Source organism: Blautia schinkii, from assembly GCF_013304825.1.
Classification (GTDB): domain Bacteria; phylum Bacillota; class Clostridia; order Lachnospirales; family Lachnospiraceae; genus Blautia_A; species Blautia_A schinkii_B.
The window spans coordinates 97965-117169 of the sequence record NZ_JAAWUO010000006.1 but is presented as its reverse complement, the minus strand read 5'-3'; the positions used below and the strand labels follow the sequence as shown (position 1 = coordinate 117169).

The 19205-nt window shown below is 45.7% G+C and carries 19 protein-coding genes; 2 read left to right on the top strand and 17 right to left on the bottom strand.

From position 1 onward, the window contains the following. Window positions 1–35: 35 nt before the first annotated feature. The 15 genes from HFM85_RS06525 to HFM85_RS06455 all read right to left on the bottom strand — a co-directional run bounded on the left by HFM85_RS06525 (window position 36) and on the right by HFM85_RS06455 (window position 14598). Window positions 36–1412, bottom strand: coding sequence for a radical SAM protein (locus tag HFM85_RS06525; RefSeq protein WP_173738367.1), 1377 nt, complete (start codon window positions 1410–1412; stop codon window positions 36–38). Between the two features lie 56 nt (window positions 1413–1468). Then, window positions 1469–2023: an HdeD family acid-resistance protein gene (locus tag HFM85_RS06520; RefSeq protein ID WP_173738366.1), complete on the bottom strand. Its 555-nt coding sequence runs from the start codon at window positions 2021–2023 to the stop codon at window positions 1469–1471. Between the two features lie 198 nt (window positions 2024–2221). After that, window positions 2222–2782, bottom strand: a complete 561-nt coding sequence (locus HFM85_RS06515; protein ID WP_173738365.1) for a TetR/AcrR family transcriptional regulator C-terminal domain-containing protein — start codon at window positions 2780–2782, stop codon at window positions 2222–2224. A 155-nt stretch (window positions 2783–2937) separates the two neighbouring features. Further along, complete coding sequence (locus HFM85_RS06510) at window positions 2938–4266, bottom strand: hemolysin family protein (protein WP_243873826.1); 1329 nt, start codon at window positions 4264–4266, stop codon at window positions 2938–2940. Window positions 4267–4528: 262 nt separating this feature from the next. Then, on the bottom strand, window positions 4529–6211 hold the full coding sequence (locus HFM85_RS06505; RefSeq protein ID WP_330594762.1) for a sensor histidine kinase: 1683 nt from the start codon (window positions 6209–6211) through the stop codon (window positions 4529–4531). Window positions 6212–6245: 34 nt separating this feature from the next. Next, window positions 6246–6929, bottom strand: a complete 684-nt coding sequence (phoU, locus tag HFM85_RS06500) for a phosphate signaling complex protein PhoU (protein ID WP_173738363.1) — start codon at window positions 6927–6929, stop codon at window positions 6246–6248. Between the two features lie 4 nt (window positions 6930–6933). Next, window positions 6934–7692, bottom strand: a complete 759-nt coding sequence (gene pstB, locus HFM85_RS06495) for a phosphate ABC transporter ATP-binding protein PstB (protein WP_119239473.1) — start codon at window positions 7690–7692, stop codon at window positions 6934–6936. Window positions 7693–7701: 9 nt separating this feature from the next. Continuing rightward, window positions 7702–8616, bottom strand: coding sequence for a phosphate ABC transporter permease PstA (gene pstA / locus HFM85_RS06490; protein WP_173738362.1), 915 nt, complete (start codon window positions 8614–8616; stop codon window positions 7702–7704). After that, a complete protein-coding gene (pstC, locus tag HFM85_RS06485; RefSeq protein WP_173738361.1) occupies window positions 8606–9463 on the bottom strand; it encodes a phosphate ABC transporter permease subunit PstC in 858 nt (285 codons plus the stop codon). The genes pstA and pstC overlap by 11 nt, the downstream gene beginning before the upstream one ends. 123 nt (window positions 9464–9586) lie before the next feature. Continuing rightward, window positions 9587–10450 (bottom strand): substrate-binding domain-containing protein, encoded by an 864-nt coding sequence (locus HFM85_RS06480; protein ID WP_173738360.1) that lies wholly within the window; start codon window positions 10448–10450, stop codon window positions 9587–9589. 155 nt (window positions 10451–10605) lie between these two features. Then, window positions 10606–11040, bottom strand: a complete 435-nt coding sequence (locus HFM85_RS06475) for an RrF2 family transcriptional regulator (RefSeq protein WP_021977005.1) — start codon at window positions 11038–11040, stop codon at window positions 10606–10608. Window positions 11041–11464: 424 nt separating this feature from the next. Beyond that, window positions 11465–12397, bottom strand: a complete 933-nt coding sequence (gene cysK / locus HFM85_RS06470; protein WP_015526291.1) for a cysteine synthase A — start codon at window positions 12395–12397, stop codon at window positions 11465–11467. Window positions 12398–12564: 167 nt separating this feature from the next. Further along, a complete protein-coding gene (locus tag HFM85_RS06465; RefSeq protein ID WP_173738359.1) occupies window positions 12565–13575 on the bottom strand; it encodes a DUF4097 family beta strand repeat-containing protein in 1011 nt (336 codons plus the stop codon). Beyond that, window positions 13568–14281, bottom strand: coding sequence for a DUF1700 domain-containing protein (locus HFM85_RS06460; RefSeq protein ID WP_173738358.1), 714 nt, complete (start codon window positions 14279–14281; stop codon window positions 13568–13570). Before HFM85_RS06460 ends, HFM85_RS06465 begins: the two co-directional genes overlap by 8 nt. Then, complete coding sequence (locus HFM85_RS06455; RefSeq protein ID WP_173738357.1) at window positions 14278–14598, bottom strand: PadR family transcriptional regulator; 321 nt, start codon at window positions 14596–14598, stop codon at window positions 14278–14280. The genes HFM85_RS06460 and HFM85_RS06455 overlap by 4 nt, the downstream gene beginning before the upstream one ends. 176 nt (window positions 14599–14774) lie before the next feature. Between HFM85_RS06455 and HFM85_RS06450 the strand changes: the two genes are divergently transcribed. Together HFM85_RS06450 and HFM85_RS06445 are read left to right on the top strand one after the other, a co-directional pair. Continuing rightward, entirely contained in the window at window positions 14775–15803 is a 1029-nt protein-coding gene (locus HFM85_RS06450) for an N-acetylmuramoyl-L-alanine amidase (RefSeq protein WP_243251491.1), read from the top strand. Window positions 15804–15821: 18 nt separating this feature from the next. Continuing rightward, window positions 15822–17003 (top strand): serine hydrolase, encoded by a 1182-nt coding sequence (locus HFM85_RS06445; RefSeq protein ID WP_173738356.1) that lies wholly within the window; start codon window positions 15822–15824, stop codon window positions 17001–17003. Between the two features lie 70 nt (window positions 17004–17073). Here HFM85_RS06445 and HFM85_RS06440 read toward each other — a convergent pair whose 3' ends face one another. Together HFM85_RS06440 and HFM85_RS06435 are read right to left on the bottom strand one after the other, a co-directional pair. Beyond that, window positions 17074–18300, bottom strand: a complete 1227-nt coding sequence (locus tag HFM85_RS06440; protein WP_173738355.1) for a hypothetical protein — start codon at window positions 18298–18300, stop codon at window positions 17074–17076. Window positions 18301–18357: 57 nt separating this feature from the next. After that, window positions 18358–19173 (bottom strand): PP2C family protein-serine/threonine phosphatase, encoded by an 816-nt coding sequence (locus HFM85_RS06435; RefSeq protein ID WP_173738354.1) that lies wholly within the window; start codon window positions 19171–19173, stop codon window positions 18358–18360. Window positions 19174–19205: the final 32 nt, after the last annotated feature.

Genomic DNA, 19205 nt, shown 5'->3' with positions numbered 1-19205 from the left:
TTATACAGTATCCCAACATCTATATCAAGTGTTAATTAACAAGTTGTTGATTTTTTTGCAGCTTTTTTTGCCTGGCTCTCACGCCAGAGCTCATCTGCCTGTTTCTTCCATACCTCGGCATAGTGATCACACTTTGCGCAGAGATGCTCAGCTGTTTCCGGAGACTGAAGATCTGTAGATTTCGCTCCTGCACGCTCAACCATCTTGCGGAGAAGCTCCGGATTCTCAAGCATCGGACAAGGACGAAGCATGTTCTTGTTGAACGGCTGTCCCTTGTGATACTCCATAAAGATCGGACTCTTCAGTGCATCAAGGAGTGTACATTCTTTAATGTTCGCATTGGAAAAATGAATGAATACACAAGGATCCACGTCTCCGTTTGCATTGATATGGAGGTAACGACGGCCACCTGCGATACATCCGCCTACATACTCTGCATCGTTCTGGAAGTCCATAGTGAAGAGAGATTTTGTGGCACGGAATTTTCGGACGCTGTCATACATTTTGATCCTCTGCTCCGGTGTGGGAAGAAGATCTGCTGCTGCATCATTTCCAACCGGCATATAGTGGAAGAACCATGCAAAATAAGCTCCGCACTCGATCAGATGATCGAAATACTCCTCACTGCTTACTGCATCTACGTTTGCGGATGTGTAGCATGTTGAAACGCCAAACGGAAGTCCGTGACTCTTCAGAAGCTCCATGGCGTGCATAACCTTCTGATATACACCATCTCCACGACGTCCGTCTGTAGTTGCCTCTGTTCCCTCAAGGCTGATAGCCGGAACAAAGTTTTTCACGCGGAGCATTTCCTGACAGAATTCTTCGTCAATAAGAGTTCCGTTTGTGAAGGAAAGGAACTCGCAGTCAGGGTTCATCTCGCAGATCCTGATCAGGTCTTTTTTGCGGACCAGTGGCTCACCGCCTGTGTAGATGTACATATAGGTTCCCAGTTCTTTACCCTGTTTAACTATGGAATCAATCGTCTCAAGATCCAGGTTCAGCTTGTGGCCATACTCAGCTGCCCAGCATCCTGTGCAGTGAAGGTTACATGCGCTGGTAGGGTCAAGAAGAATTGCCCACGGTACATTGCAGTCATTCTCTTCTGATACCTTTTCCTGTGTTGCGCTTCCCTTAAGACTGGCATTTACAATAAAGTTACGGAAAAATGTCTGACGTACACCTGCATCCAGCTGATACATACGAAGGATCAGCTGATACCAGTTATCCTTTGCCTCGATGGAATGACGGATAGCATTTCTCTGTCCTGCATACCAGCCATCTGGTGTTACTTTATCAACCATTTCCATGATCTTCGGTATGTTTGTCTCCGGATTCTTCTCAAGATAATCCAGTGCTTTTGTTACGGTAGCTGCGATCGCTGCCTGTTTTGCTTTGTCTACGATTCCCATACTCTATTTCCTCCTATGTTATTATCTAAAGTGATTGGTTATTTTTATGTTTATGTTTAAAGCCGACTCTTGATGATCTTGATCGTCAGAATTCCGACCCATAGATTGAGGATCCCTTCCAGTAAAATGGAAAAGCCTACCAGTGCCATCATCGTGGCTGCTGCTTCAAATGGTCTGATAAAAACCAGAAATCCTATCACTCCGGTAACCAGTGCGATCAGCAGGATCTGCCACCACAGTACCAGACCGAATCTCTTCGCATCTACAGACATCTGGATCTTAAACAGGGCATCTGCCAGGATTAGGATTCCAAACACTGAAAAAATAAGATCCACTGCGAATTTTTTTCTGGCTATCATGATCACTCCCACTGCCATCAGCAGGATCCCGAAAGCCAGATCAAACTGAAATGCCAGACAAAAAGCATCTCTTGTGAAATATCCGCTGATCTTAATAGCTCCGTACAGGATCAGCATGATTCCCATGAGCACGCACAGCATTTTTACAGAGCTTTTGGGCTTCGCCATCAGAAAAATACCCAGCACGCAGAACAGTAATGACATGACGATGTAGATGTTTTTTACAAGCTTCAGCTGTTTCAGGTCATCCATACGTTCCCTCCTTGATAATTTTTTCTCATTTATTGTACTGAATTATACATCACCGTGTCGTTTAAAAAAACAGACAAAAAAGAGCCAGTGCCTAAATTTCAGACACCAGCTCAAAATTAACCGTTTCTATATCTTAATATTTGAGAACATTCCCGTTCTACAGCTAAATGGATATTTTTAATCTTCATTTAGTCGAAATCATAGCTTTCCTTTCAGATTTTTGTACTGACTCTCAAGGCTCTTCTCGTAAATATGCTCCAGCTTATGCATATCTGACAGGATATCATAATCCATATCATGACGCAGCCAGTCCAGGATCACTCCCACAAATACGCATTTATAATACCGGCTTATAAGATGCCTATCCTCCTGATCCATTTCAAAGTCTCCGACCGCCCTGTTGATCAGCCCCTCCACCACACGCTCTGCGGCATGATCCAGATAATCGGCAAATACATCCCTCTGGATCGAGCGGTACAGATGTATCATGGCTTTTTTGTTCTTCTGAACTGCATTGACAAGGATTCTCATACAGTCGCTGACTGATTCCGGTGCTTTCTGATCCTTCAGAATGTCATTCAGCTCTTCCCTTACCATTGCTTCCACTGCATCCGGAATATCCCTGAAATGGTAGTAAAATGTATTCCTGTTTACTCCACAGCGTTCCACGATGTCCTTTACCGTAATCTTGGACAATGGTTTTTCGTTCATAAGTTCCGTCAGTGTATGCAGTATGATCTGTCTTGTAAAACCTGGCATTTCCTCTCCCCCATCACAAGCTTCCCTCGGGTTATTTCCTTATTATGTCATAAAAATAACATACTTTCAAGCAACAACATGTTCGAAAATGTCGATAAATCCCCGGAGATCTTTCTCTCGATAACTGTCCCCTGACCTGGCTGAACAAGGTTTTGTCAGATCTCTTCTTTCTGTTCCTGCACTTTTTTCTCTGGCTGAACATGAACGATTCCCTCCACAACTGTATGGTTTCTGACCTGATTTACCACAATATCCAGATTTTTCCAGCTGCATCGGAACTGTTCTCCATCCTCCGGTACACGTTCCAGAACTCCACAGACAAAGCCGCTGAAGGTATCATATTTTTCTACAGGAAGCTCCACATTTATAGCTTCTGCCACATCATCCAGGATCGCTCCCCCCTGTATTTTCCAGATATGTTCTCCTGTCTTCTCAATATCATCCGGCTTCGGCAGATCCGTCCTGTCGTCAATGTCTCCCACCAGTGTCTCCACCAGATCATGCAGGGTGACGATTCCTACAAAGCAGCCATATTCATCCAGCACTACTGCAAAATAATCACGTTTCTCCCTCATTTCCCGGAAGATCAGGTTGGCACGCATGGATTCCGGTACAAAAAACGGCGGATAACAGGCATGATGCAAAACAGCAGCTCTGGTTCTGTCATTCAGACGGAAATAATCTCTGGTATCCAAAATATGGATAATATCATCCTGATCTTCCCCACATACCGGATAAAAGGTGTGACGGTTTTCCCTGATGATCCTTTCCCATTCCTCATCTGAATCCTCCATATAGAGGACAACCACATCTCTTCTGTGTGTACAGATCTCATCTGCCGCAGTATCATCCAGGTCAAAAACATTCTGGATCATCTCGCTTTCTTCCTGCTGGATGCTGCCCTGTTCATTTCCCTCTGTAAGCAGCATACGGATCTCTTCCTCTGTGGCCTGCTCCTCTTTTTCTTCCGGTTTGATCCCCATCAGATACAGCACACCATTGGCAGTTACTGTCAGAAGTGCAGTAGCCGGCCAGACTGCGATCATCGCGATCTTAAGAAGTCCTGCCAGACGCAGAGACAGCTCATCCGGATTTTTCATTCCCAGACGTCTTGGCACCAGTTCTCCGAACAGAAGACTTACATAGGAAAGCAGTATGGTCACAATGATCATGCATACGATCTTCAGAACATTCTGTGGTACATCTATCCCTGTCTTTATCAGTGCCTCTGTCATCGGCTGTGCAAAATATTCTGCCGCAAAAGCGCTCTGCAGAAATCCTGCCGTAGTTACCGTTACACGGATCGCTGTCATAAAATGTGCCGGCTGTTCTGTGAACTCTATCAAAATCTGTGCCCGGTGATCTCCCTCTTCCGCCAGCTCCCTCATCTTTGCTTCATTCATGGACAGAATCGCCATTTCCGCACCTGCGAAAACAGAGTTCAGAAAGATCAGGAATACCAGTAAAATAATTGCCTGTATCATATTTTTATTCCCCTCAGTATAGTCGTTCGGAATTATTCCGAACCAATTATAATACAGAAAGCGGACCGTTATCATCCGCTTTCCTGTTGCTTATTCTGATTATTATTACATAAGATAGCATAACCCTTCCGGTCTGTCAAACCATCCGCTTCCAACCAGCAATATACTATAATACAAAAAGCAGCAGATACATACAACAGAACGGCCTTTCATCTTCCACTCTGCTGCATGCCTATGAACATCATCGCTGCACGACCTATGTTCACTCTGCTGCTTCCTTTTCCATATGATGTTTCGGAAATTCCATAATGATCTCTGTTCCCTGTCCCGGTTCACTGTTAAGCCACAGCCTGCCGTTCAGAGTTTTTACCCCGTGCTTCACAATGGAAAGGCCAAGACCGGTTCCGCCGATTTCCCTGGAATGGCTTTTGTCCACCCGATAAAAGCGTTCAAAAATGCGTTCCTGATCTTCCTTCGGAATACCGATCCCTGTATCCCGCACATTCACGCGAACTGCATCCTCGCCATCCTTCAGTCTCACAAAGACCTCTCCACCCCGGCGGTTATATTTGACAGCATTATCGCAGACATTATAGAGAACCTCTTCCATGATCATCGGTACCGTATCCAGCACTGTACTTCCACCTTCCATATACATGTGCACTTCCTGCTTTTCGGCAGCTTCATGTAAGGTAGAAAAAATATCATGAGTCAGACTGTAAAGATCCAGTTTTTCCCACTGATACGGCAATCCGCCTTCATCCAAACGGGAAATCCGGATCACATCCCCAACCAGACGGATCAGTCTCTGCGCTTCCTTATAGATGCGTCCTGCAAAAACCTTCACATCCTCATCCTTCACAAACCCGTCCTGCATAATCTCAGCAAATCCGGAAATGGAAGTCAGCGGCGTTTTCAGTTCATGGGAAACATTGGCGGAAAATTCTCTTCGCAGCTGTTCCCTTTCTACTTTTTCGGTCACATCCACCAGAAGGATCACCGCACCCTCTGTTTTGTTTTCTCTTGTGACTGGATTGGCGATCACCTGAATCTCACTGCCATCCAGACGAAGGATCTTGTTCTCATGCTTTCCTTCAAGGACCTGCCCAACGACACCTCGAAACTCCTCCGAGCGGTTCAGAAGATATACACTTTCTCCTGTTTTGATCTCCTTTACCTTAAGAAGCTTTCCCACACTGGAGTTAACAGAAAGTACCATGGTATAACGGTCGATCACAAGAAGTCCCTCCTGCATGTTCTCCGTGATAATAGAAAATTCTTTCTGCTGTCTTCTGGCTGCCTCAAGCTGCAGACGGATCTGCCGGCTCTGTCTGCCAATCTTGCTGAGAAGCGGCTGTACCTCATCATAGGCATCATTCTCATCCGGATGCTCCAGATCAAGCCCATTAAGAGGTTCCACAACCTTCCCGGAAAGCCTGGATGCAAATACGCCAGACAGGAGCAGCATAAGTATCAGAACTGCAGCAAAAGGCGGAAGCAGCTGCAGGAGCAACATCCATACAGAAGCCTGGTTACTGGAAACTCTCAGCACATTGCCATTTTCAAGGCGTACTGCATAATACATTGTTTTTTCGGAAAGCGTGGATGACATTCTTTCATCCGCACCTTCTCCGTTGATCTCTGCTTCACGGATCTCCTTGCGATGTCCGTGATTATCCATGCTTTCCACATTTGCCTCATTGTCGTAGATAACTTTTCCACTTTCATCCACATAAGTGATCCTGGAATCCTCATCATTCAGCTGCTGCAGATAATCCACCCCTGCACTTTCCACGCCTCTGGAAATATACACGGCTTCTTTCTTCAGTTCATCCATCAGCTGTCCCTGAAAATAGTGATAAAGGATCCCAACGACAAATGCCAGTCCCAGTACTGTGATCAGCGATGAAACCAGCATGATATACTTGAATATTTTTTTACTCAAAGCTCAGCCCTTTCCAATCTGCTCTTACTTATTTCTATTCCTCAACAAAATAGTTATCTGTATGGCTGGAACCGCTTCTGTGGTTTCCTGTGATGGAATATTCCACCCACTCTGCAATATTCACAGCGTGATCACCGATACGCTCGAAATATTTTGCAGCCATAAGGATATCCAGACCGATGCTTGCATCCGGCTTTCCGTTATTCAGGACCTCGGCCAGCTTTTCCTTAATATCATTGAAGGCATCGTCCACCTTATCATCATCGTCAATAACCTTTCTGCAAAGCTCAAGATCACCCTTTACAAAGGCATCGATGCTTTCTGTAACCATCCGGACAGTATCCTCTGCCATCTTCCGGATATTAATGATATCTCCGGTAACTGCTTTGTCCTCGATATGCTCGGAAAGATCCGCAATATCTGCTGCCTGATCACCGATGCGTTCCATATCGGAGATCATCTTCAGCGCTGCGGAAATGGATCGCAGATCTCCGGCTACCGGATGCTCATGAAGAAGAAGCTTCATGCAGAGATTTTCGATCTCTCTTTCCTGTGCATCGATCTCTTTTTCCGTTTCAAAAATCTTGCCAATGAGAGTCATCCCGCCTTCGCCCTGAATAGCTTTGGCAGAAAGTGAAATTGCTTTTTCGCAGAGACTTCCCATGGTGATCAGTTCCACGTGAAGCTCTTCCAGCTGTCTTATAAAACGTTCTGACATAATATCAACCAAACCTTCCTGTAATATAATCCTCTGTACGCTTATCCGCCGGCATGGAGAACAGCTTGTCTGTATCCGCAAATTCCACAACCTCACCAAGAAGGAAAAATGCTGTCTTGTCGGAGATACGGGTCGCCTGCTGCATGTTATGTGTGACCATGACAATGGTGTAATCCTTTTTAAGCTCTACTGCCAGATCCTCGATCTTGGAAGTGGAGATCGGGTCCAGGGCAGATGTGGGCTCATCCATAAGGAGCACCTCCGGCTGTACAGCAAGGGCGCGGGCAATGCAGAGACGCTGCTGCTGTCCGCCTGACATTCCAAGAGCACTTTTTTTCAGACGGTCCTTGACCTCATCCCAGATGGCCGCATCACGGAGAGATTTTTCCACGATATCGTCCAGCTTTGCCTTGGAACGAATGCCGTGTGTTCTCGGACCATATGCAATATTATCATAGATGCTCATCGGGAACGGATTGGGCTTCTGGAATACCATACCCACACGTTTACGCAGAAGATTCACATCCATATCTCCGTAAATATCTTCCCCGTCAAGCTCTACCTTTCCTGTGATGGTACAGCCTTCCACAAGGTCATTCATACGGTTTAAGGATTTCAGAAGTGTGGATTTGCCGCAGCCGCTTGGTCCGATAAATGCTGTGATCTCTTTTTCCGGGATCTCCATATTGATTCCCTTCAGGGCATGAAAGCTTCCATAATGAAGATTCATATTATCAATTGAAATTTTTGTATTTTCACTCATGATCGATCATTATCCTTTCGCAATTTTTCTGGCTACCAAACCGGACAGTCCGTTAATAACAAGTACAAATGCCAGAATGACTACTGCTGTTGCAGATGCCTGGTTTACATGAAGTCCCTCACTGGAAAGCACATACATGTGAAGTGCCAGGGTACGTCCGGAACCCATCAGGCTGTTTGGAACTGCCGCAACAGTACCGGAGGTATAAAGAAGTGCTGCAGTCTCACCTACCACACGTCCGATGGCCAGGATCACACCTGCCAGGATTCCAGGAACTGCGGAGGGAAGTACAATCGTAAAAATAGTACGGAGCTTGCCTGCTCCAAGTCCGAAGCTTGCCTCACGGTAAGAATCCGGAACAGATTTCAGTGCTTCCTCAGCGGTACGCATGATCAGAGGAAGTACCATGATCACCATAGTCAGCGCACCGGAAAGAAGAGACATACCCCAGTGCAGTGCAGTTACAAAGAACAGCATACCGAACAGACCATATACGATAGATGGAATACCGGAAAGTGTCTCTGCGGTAATACGGATCAGCTTTACAAAACGGCTGCCTTTTTTTGCATATTCCACAAGGAAGATCGCTGCAAAGATTCCTACCGGAGCGGCAATCACCAGAGATACCAGTGTCATGATCAGGGTATTGATCAGTGACGGGAGAAGGGAAACGTTCTCTGAAGTATAGGTAAAGCTGAACAGACTTGCGTTCAGATAGGGAATACCTTTTACAAGCACATAGCCAATGAGAAAGAACAGCAGTGCAAAAGTAGTCACTGCTCCAAGCAGTGTGAGGAATGCCAGGACTCCTGCGCCGGGATGTTTCGCATAGGACTTCAGCTGGTCTCCTATGGTAAGTGTATTTCTTTTTTTCATTGTTGTTTCTGCCGCAGGATCTGCGGTTACTGATACATTAGTTTGCATTCTCCGCCCTCCTGTTCAGCAGTGAAAGACTTAAGTTGATGATCAGGATAAATACAAAGAGTACAACTCCTGTTGCGATCAATGCTTCTCTGTGAAGTCCTGATGCATATCCCATCTCTGTTACGATGTTTGCAGTCATGGTACGTACACCCTGAAGAAGTCCCTTCGGCATACGTGGCTGGTTTCCGGCTACCATGATCACGGCCATGGTCTCACCGATGGCACGTCCGATTCCAAGGACAACGCCTGCCAGGATTCCGGATTTTGCTGCTGGAAGCATAACAAAGAAAATGCTTCTTTCTTTTGTTGCGCCAAGTGCAAGTGAGCCTTCATAGTAGCTTTCCGGAACGCTTCGTACTGCCGATTCCGTAACTCCGATGATCGTTGGAAGGATCATGATTCCCAGAAGGATACATGCTGCCAGCATACTGCTTCCGGTTCCTCCGAACAGCTGACGGATCAGCGGTACCAGGAGAACCAGGCCGAAATAGCCATATACGATGGATGGAACGCCTGCCATAAGCTCAATACCGGATTTCAGTGGTTTATAGATTTTTTTCGGACAATATCTTGCCATGAACACGGATGTAAAAAGTGCGATCGGTACTCCGATAAGGATTGCTCCTGCAGTTACATAAATACTTGCCACGATCATTGGCAGGATTCCGAATTTATCGTTTGTTGGTCTCCATTCCGTTCCGAAGAGGAATTTTAAGGGACCGATCTTTCCCATTGCAGGAAGGCCGTTTGCAAAAAGGAACACGCAGATAAGAAATACTGCGAGAACCGACGCACAGGCCGCAATGAGGAAAACGCCCTTCATGGCCTTTTCTCCTAAATGATTCATAAGACACCTTTCTCTCTGTTACAGTGGATATCCACTGTGCTGATATATAACGGAGCGGCTTTCCTGACCTTGTCATGATCGCCGCTCTTTGTAAGATACTTCAATCGTTTTTTGCCCGGGAATTTATTTGGTTACGTCTTCCCAGTCTGTGATATCACCTGTGAAGATGGATTTTACCTGGTCACTTGAAAGCTCCTCAAGGTCATTGTCATTGTTTACGATGACTGCAATACCATCTTTTGCGATCTCTGTAGCCTTAACACCTTTCTCTGTTTCCTCGTCCTTCAGGTCACGGGATGCCATTCCGATATCACATACACCCTCTGTTGCGCTGTTGATTCCTGTTGTGGAGTCGCTGACCTGAACCTCTACTGTGATGTCTTTGTTTGTTTTCTGATATGCCTCTGCAAGCTTCTCCATTACAGGTCCTACAGAAGAAGATCCCATAACTACGACTTTACCTTTTGCATCGCCTGCTTTATATGCCTCTGCTTTATCATCTACTTTGATGTAGCCTTCCTTTTCGATGATGTCCTGTCCGTCAGAGCTCATGATGTAGTTGATGAAATCCTGTGCTGCATCGCTGAGCTTGTCGCCTGTTACGATGTTGAACGGACGTGCTACCTTGTATGTATCGTCTGCAACATTCTCTGCTGTTGCCTCTGCTCCATCGATCTTTACTGCTTTTACAGTATCGTTGAGGGAACCAAGGGATACGTATCCGATGGAGTTCTCATCGCCTGCTACTGTGGTAAGCATTACATCTGTGTTGTTTGTGATGCTTGCTTCCTGTGTTGTCATATCTACTTTCTCGCCGTCTTTTTCTTCTTCGATTCCAAACAGCTCTACGAATGCTCCACGTGTTCCGGATCCATCCTCACGGGAAATTACGTCGATCGCTCCGGATGGTGCTGCCATTACAACTGTTCCCATTACTGTAGTTCCGATAAGTGCTGCTGTTAAGATACCTGCGATTCTTTTTTTCATGATTGTTTTCTCCTCATTTCTATGATCATTCTTACTTGCTTACTGCTTAAGTACAGGTGTTATTATAGGAATGAAAGGTAAAATATAAAATCGCGGTTTTGTAAAATGTTGGTTAAAAAACGTGATATAAAAAAAAGCTGCTCGCGCAGCTTTTTTTATATGATGTATTCGTCTGCCTTGACAGATTGCCAGTTCATCAGGTCTTCCAGTGTTATATGATCCACCACACCTTTGATAGCATCGTCCAGCTTTTTCCAGAGGATCTGAGTGACACAGTTCTCCTCACGTTCACAGAAGGCTCCGTTGTCGTCCAGACATTCCACAGGGGAAAGGCTTCCTTCTGTGAGACGAAGGATCATTCCGACCGTGTATTTATCCGGGGTCTGCTGCAGTGCATAGCCGCCCTGAGGGCCACGGACACTGCGGACAAAGCCTGCTTTGTTCAGAATGGATATGATCTGCTCCAGATATTTATCTGAGATCTCCTGGCGCTTCGCCACATCCTTCAGGCGGATCGGTTTTCCTGTATAATTTGTAGCAAGATCCAACATCAGTCTCAGCGCATATCTTCCTCTTGTAGAAATCCTCATGTAATATTTACCTCCAATATTTCAGTATTCTTCTGATTTATAGCCTTTCGCTCTTTCTGTTATTGTGCAGCTGTTCGGCCGGAAATATTCCTCTGTATTCCATGACCGGCACCCTTCTCTGTGATGCACAAACAGCTTCCTGTATCTTACACAAGAAGCAGTGTCTGCTTTGCAGACTTTATTCTTTATATTGTTAATAGGTTTTATTCGTTTTCTCTATTATACCCTAAAAAGCTACAGGATACAAGCAAGTCCCCACCCACGGCTTATTGTTTTTCGCAGCTCCACAGGGGACTTACTTGATCCAGTGAAAAATAAGAATAAAACCGGCGCTCCGGCAGCCTGCTTGGACAGGCATTCAGGAGCGCCGTAAATAATCCCGCAGAATCACGCTTCGGGGCAAAAGAAGCGGTCTTCGGATCGATTATTTTGTAAACAGTGGTGTGGAGTAGTAACGGTCTCCACTGTCCGGAAGAAGTGCTACGATCACTTTCCCCTTGTTCTCAGGGCGTTTTGCAAGCTGGATCGCAGCATAGAGAGCTGCACCGGAGGAAATACCTGTAAGGATTCCCTCTTTCTTGGTAAGGAGTTTGGATGTCTCAAATGCATCCTCGTTCTCTACCGGAATGATCTCGTCATAAACCTTGGTGTCAAGTGTATCCGGAACAAAACCAGCGCCGATACCCTGGATCTTATGCGGGCCTGCTTTTCCCTCGGAAAGTACAGGAGAAGTTGCAGGCTCAACAGCAACTACCTTCACATTCGGGTTCTGGCTCTTCAGATACTCACCTGTACCTGTGATCGTTCCGCCTGTACCAACACCTGCTACAAAAATATCTACCTTTCCGTCTGTGTCATTCCAGATCTCAGGGCCTGTTGTTGCTGCATGTGCCTTCGGGTTAGCCGGGTTCTCAAACTGTCCTGGGATGAAGCTTCCCGGAATCTCCTTGGCGAGCTCTTCTGCCTTGGCAATGGCCCCTTTCATTCCTTTGGCTCCGTCTGTGAGAACTACCTCTGCACCATATGCTTTCAGGATGTTTCTTCTCTCAACACTCATGGTCTCCGGCATGGTAAGGATCGTCTTATAACCCTTGGCAGCTGCAATGGCTGCAAGTCCGATTCCTGTATTGCCGGATGTTGGCTCAATAATGGTTGCGCCTGGTTTCAGAACGCCCTTCTGCTCTGCATCCTCGATCATTGCCTTGCCGATTCTGTCCTTAACGCTTCCTGCCGGGTTGAAATACTCGAGCTTGGCAAGTACTGTAGCCTCAAGTCCCTCAGACTTCTCTACATTCTTAACCTCTACAAGCGGTGTGTTTCCGATCAGTTCCAGTGCGCTTCCGTAAATTTTACCCATGATGATATCCTCCTTGTTTCCTTTATGTCCATTTTCTTATTTCCTAGTAACTATATATGTTTTCTGTGATTTGATTGAATTATATCATAGTACAGGGATTTGTCAATACATTTCAGCCAAAAAACGCAGGAATTTTTCTCCGGAAAAACCCCTGCGCTTCATATTTTTTATTTTTCAGATTCTGTTAATGTAATATCTCCGTCGCTGCATTTCACATTTAAAGTCGGTGCTGAAGCACTGGCCTTGTTCTCATAAACAGAGGTGTCTTCCTCATTGTCGGATTTTCCCCTGGAAAGCCCCTCCGTATCCACATCTCCATCTGCAGCTTTCAGATAAATATTGGTTTTCTCCACACTGCCGTTTTTCATTTCTACAGAAACATCACCGCAGGAGCTATTGATCTTCATATCTCCGTTAAAGCTGCCGTTGTCTATCTGAAGATCTCCGTCGCTGAGAGCTATCTGTCCATCTGCAAGCTCTGCCTTTTTTATGGTCACATCTCCGTTTCCGGATTTCAGCTGCATGTTATCTGTACATTGAAGCTCTTTTACATTCAGATCCCCGTCGGAAAGCTTTGCATCAAATTTTTCGAACTCGCCCTTATCCAGCATCAGATCTCCATTGAGAAGTTCCAGGGTCATTTCTTTACACAAAAGCTGATCGGCAGTAAGATCCCCGTCGGAAAGCTGAAGCTCCGCTTCGGAAAGCTGTGCCTTCTCCGGAATGTAAAGAATAACCGTATTCAATGCATCTTTCTTTTCTGTCAGATCCGCATATGTCGAGAATATCCCCAGATCATAGGTTATATAATAGCTTCCACTGCCGCCTGCAGACTCCTCAAGTGTGAGCTCTCCATCCTTATCCTTCCAGGTCAGAGGATTTTTCCTCCCGTTTTTCTCAAGCTTATATTCCATATAATAATGGTCATCATCTGAGGTACGGATATCCAGATCAAAATTCTCAAAATCCACATTCAGCTTCGTAAAATCATCGATCTGTTCTTTTTTCATTACTGTAAGATTTTTACGACTGGAAGAATTTCCTCCGGATACATACATATGATCTGAAGTATATGTGAAATCTTTTCCCCCTGCAAAATATCCTGCTGTGGAAAGAACAACTCCCGCTGCACAGAGTGCTGTGCCTGTCATCAGCACTGTTTTTGCAATCTTATTCATTTTTATGCACCTTCTTTCTTGCAAGTCTGTTAACCAGACGGCCAATTCCCATTGCACACCATTTACATATATATATGGTAAGTACTCCAACGAGGATTCCCGCACCTGCCATCAGAAATCCACTGCCGACCATCATGCAGGCTGCTGCCAGAGATTTCGCGATCAATGTCACTCCAAAACCTGTAAGCACAATACCTCCGGCTATTGCTGATACACCTGTAACTGCCATGGAAAAAATCACTGCTGCGATGACAAGCACCACTGCTGCCAGTACTGCAAGGCCTGCAAACAACAGCGCAATACTCACCGGCGATGCACAGATCACCAGAAATGCGAGAAGAATGATCTTTCCGGGAGAACGCTTCTTTCCTGCGGATGTACTGTACCCTGTTGTACTCAGGTTTCCTGAATCTGTCCGCCCATGTGCATGGGAGCTCTCTCCGGAATATGAACCTGCTGCCGGCAAAGCTGCTGTTTTTTCCCCGGTGATGTCCTTACTGTCACCGACACTCTCCTGCAAAAGGTTCAGGAGCAGTTCCCTTGCCGCCTCTTTAGGTTGTCCCAGTTCTTCCATAACCTGCTGTTCATTCTCAGGTCCAGCCTCATCAAAGTATTCTGAAAAATACTCAATGGCATTGTCATAATCTTCTTTTGGAAGCCGCTTCAGATATTTCTTCAGCTGCTCCATATACTCTTTTCTTGTCATTTTCGAAGTCTCCCTTCCACAATATCGTCTATAGTATCGCGGTATTCTCTCCACTCTTTCCTCAAATATTCCAGCTGCTTCCGTCCTTCTTCTGTGATGGAATAATATTTACGTTTCCGTCCCTGAAATTCCTCTGAATAAGTTGTCAGATAACCGTCCGTCTCCAGTCTGCGAAGGATCGGATACAATGTGGATTCTTTGATAGAAGCTACCATCTTCACTGTCTGGCTGATCTCATATCCGTAAGAATCCTGCTGCTCTACAACAGAAAGGATCAGGCATTCCGTCAGCACTGCAGACACCGGATAATAATACATAGGCACACCTCTTTATGTAATTATTTTATATATAAAATTTTTATATATAATTATTTTACATATATAGTACCACACTTTTTCCTGTTGTCAAGCACAATTTCGCAATTGCTTTTTCCAGACTCCTTCTTTATAATATTTACAAATACAAAATACCCACCCAGAAAGGACATGAGCTTATGGAAAAAAAGCCCCATCTGATGGCGATCGTCCTGTTTTTGACGGGTCTTATCTGTATTGGACTGCTTTTTGGCCTCAGTTACAAGACTTACCAGAAGATCGATGCTGTTGACCAGAAAATGGCATCTGTAATCAAGCCGGTTAAACAAAAGCAGACAGCCCTGAAAGAAGACATTGAACTTTATACAGCAAAGATCGAAAAAAAACAGGCAACCGACAAATACCTGCAGCATAGATCTCAGACAGAGAAAGCTGCCAAAAGCAACACCGGAGAACATGAACGTGCACCGGAAGCAGAGAATACGCAAACCACTGCCAAACCTTCTGTTTTCAGCCAGGTTGACAGCAAAGAGGCCTCTGACGATGCAGACGTTGCTTCCACATCTGCTGCCAACGGACATATCGTAGGCATTGATCCGGGACACCAGAGCGAAAGCGTTGACATGAGTGCCACGGAACCCAACGGACCTGGTTCTTCCACAATGAAAGCAAAAGCTTCTACAGGAACCAGCGGTTCCTTCAGCGGTCTTCCTGAATATCAGCTGAATCTTAACGTTTCCCTTCTTCTCAGGGATATCCTGGAACAGCGTGGCTATCAGGTTGTTATGACACGAACAGATAATGATACTGCGATCAGCAATAAGGAACGTGCAGAACTGGTGGCATCAAAGGGCGCGGAGATCTGCGTGCGGATCCATGCCAACGGCGATGATTCTTCCGGCGTTTCCGGTGCACTGACCATGTGCCCGTCTCAGCAGAATCCCTATGTTTCTGATCTTTACGATAGTTCCAACCGGCTTTCCCGGTGCATCATTGATTCCTACTGTGCAGCTACCGGTTTTCAGAACCGCGGCATTATCTACACAGACAATATGACAGGGATCAACTGGAGTACCATACCGGTTACAATCGTGGAAATGGGATTTATGACCAATCAGAACGATGATCTGAAGATGGCGGATTCCTCCTTTCAGCAGACAATGGCCGAGGGAATCGCCAATGGAATAGATGCTTATTTCCAACAATAAAAAGGAGTTTACTTATATATGAAAAAAAATACGTTTCTGTATATTGTGATCGCAGTGCTGGTAACTGCACTGGCAGGTCTCGGTGCACTAAATGTCCGGACTCTGGACAAGCTTGCATCTCTCCAGTCTAAAGTAAATGAACTGCAGAAAAATGTTCAGGAAGTTTCTGATTCTGCTGCTGAATTAAGCAGCAAGGCAGATCAGCTGGATGCACTTTATCCGGATGATCCTACTGTTGCAAGTGCCGCTGCAAATGCTCAGACTGATTCCCAGGCTTCCTCCGATGCTTCTGATTCTGACACACAGAATTCCACAGACTCCGCTTCACAGGATTCCACTGATTCCGTTTCACAGGATTCCGCTTCAGCAGACAGTAAAGACAGCTCATCTGCAACTCAGGAAGAAGGCACTCTTTCCCCTTCCAGCGGAAGCAGTACTTTTACCGATAATTCTGATTCCAGCATGGACAATGTACTGAATCAGGTGCAGGCTCTTCTTCCAACAGATAACGGAACCTGGTCTGTATATGTATGCAACCTTGCAAAAAATACCGAAGGTGCCATCAATGACCAGCAGATGCAGGCAGCCAGCCTGATCAAGCTCTATATCATGGGTGCTGTATATGAAGACTATGACAAGCTTTCTGCCTCATACGGAAAAGACAGTCTGGATAACAATCTGAATTCCATGATCACAGTCAGCGACAACGATGCAGCCAATACTCTTGTGAATTATCTGGGAAGCGGCGACGATGCAGCCGGAATGGCACGTGTAAATAAGTTCTGTCAGGATCACGGATACACCAGTACTTCCATGGGCCGTCTCCTTCTTGCAGATAACTCCAATGGAGATAATTACACTTCTGTCAAAGACTGCGGAAAATTTCTCAAGACCATTTATCAGCAGGATAAAGGCACTTCCACTGAGGATACCCTTGCAGGTGCAGAATACATGTACCATCTTCTCAAAATGCAGACAAGACAGAACAAGATTCCTGCACAGATGCCGGATGGCGTAAAGGTTGCCAATAAGACCGGCGAGCTTGACACAGTAGAGAATGACGCTGGTATTATCTACGACACAGCCAAGGGAATTGATCTGGTCATCTGCTTTATGTCACAGGATGTCAAAGATACCTCTGCTGCACAGAGTACCATTGCCGAGGACAGCCGCGCGATCTACGGTTACTATAACGAATAAATAATATTTCCCATAAAAAAATGATACGCCATTCAGAGTTTATACAGAACCTTTATGACGTATCATTTTTTTAATTCTTCTCTTCCCCCTCTTCGTAGGACTTCTCCCAGATTTCAGAGAATACTGCCAGCGGACAGTCCGTAAGCAGACACATGAGAATAAAACATTCATATGGATTTACTATGTAAATTTCACCCATTCCGCAGCGGGCCAGAATCCCCTGGATCTCATCCAGAAAATGGCGGTATCTGGTATATGGATCATCATCTGCCATCTCCTGCGAGATCACAAAAAACTCCAGCGTGATCAGATCAAAACGTTCCACAGGAAATTTATGGTTCAGGATATTATTGATCCTCTGGCGGCTGAAACGCTTCTGGCTGAAATGTTTTGTCAGAATAGAAGCTGACATCTTCTTAAGATTTCCCATCTTATTGATCGGGATTCCGCTGCAGATAACCTTCTCAAGATCTGAAGCGTTTATGTTCTCAGGCTTCCATATCTTTTTGCCGCCGTTCTCTTCTTCATCCTTCTGATACATCGCTGCAATGATCTTCTTTGCACGCTCCAGGAGAACCATAAATTCCCGGAACGCCTGGCTCTTCTCAGACATAGGATCATCACATCTGCCTTTTAAAAATGCCAGATATTCCAGAAGCTTCTCCTCGCTGTCCAGACAAAGGCCTGTACCGTAAACAACTTCTCCGGTCTTTTTTTCCACAGGAGCAAGGTTCTTGTAGGTTTCTCTGTATTCCTCTGCTTTATAGTAGCCCAGATGGTTCTGATAGCAATACCAGTAGATTACTTCCTCCGGATTATGGAAATCAAAATCCTGCTCACGGAGCACTCTTGTGAGGAAGTCCGACACATCCTCCGTACTCATGCGAAGACCGAATCCCAGCAGAAAAACAGTCTCACGTTTCACAGAAGCCTGTGTCAGCCAGTTGTTCACCAGCGAACTTAATTTGGCTGATGTGGGGGACATGGATTTCGGTGTGTAAGTTTCCTTGAAGGATTCCACTACGATCTCCTTATAGACCTCCTGGGGCACCTGAGAAAAAGGCTCCTCAAGTTCTGCCCTCTCATAAACATATCTCTTCAGATAGTCACCGAAGGATACAAGCTCCATTTCTTTATAAAGATAATGAAAAATAACGTCAGCATCCTCATCCTCAAAGGAATCCAGACTGACAACCTGGCGAAATTTCTGCGCCGCCTTTCTTGTAAACTCAAAGTCCTTCACAGAATCGAAGGCAACTGTCTGTTCAAAATCAAGATCCTGCATTCGATTTCTCATCTTAGATTCTCCTTATCCCTTTTATTACTCCCCGGCAGAACTGCCAGGCCGGTATTGTTACCGCCCGGTGCTATGCCGCTCTGCCCATCTTTTGAGAGGATTTTTTTCTTCGTAGCCGCTGATCTGAGCCAGGACCATTGTCACATTATCCCGACCGCCTTTTTCCAGAGCTGCTCCAAGAAGTTCTTCCACCTTCTCTTCTGCTGTGGAATTTTTAGCCAGAACTGCCTGGATCTCCTCATCAGAAAGCATATCTGTCACTCCGTCTGAACAGATAAGATAGCTGCTTCCATCCTGATAACCGATCTCCACAATGGACGGCTCCAGTGCCACATTCTCTTCCTGAAATCCCAGGTACTGCGTCAGAGGTGCTTTTCCCAGCATCTTCCCACCGATCACATGATCTGTGGAAATCTGCTGGAGTTTTCCCCGAAAATGGCGGTAAATACGGCTGTCTCCCAGGTTACAGGCATAGATTGCCTTTTCACTGAAGGACAGCAGCGCCATTGTAGTTCCCATGCTGCTGATACGGTTATCTCTGCTGTAGCGGCATACTGCTTCATTCATATTTTCGCAGGCCCCTGTAAGAAAATCCACAGGTTCCTTTCGAAGATTCCTCCGATTCTCCTCGTAAAATCCACCCAGTGCTTCCACTGCTGCAGAGGCTGCCATCTCACCGCAGCTCTCTCCTCCCATGCCGTCAAAAACAGCAAGTACAGGTAGCTGCCAGTGCTGTGTATGACCTGCCAGGATGCCATCAACTCCCTGGTTGTGCACCGGCAGGCGCACACCGCAGCACCAGAAATTATCCTCATTATTAGCCCTTACCTTCCCGGTGTGGCATGTATACGCATAATCAATCTGATAGGCCATTCTTTTTCCTTTCGTAAAAACCCTTTTAACAA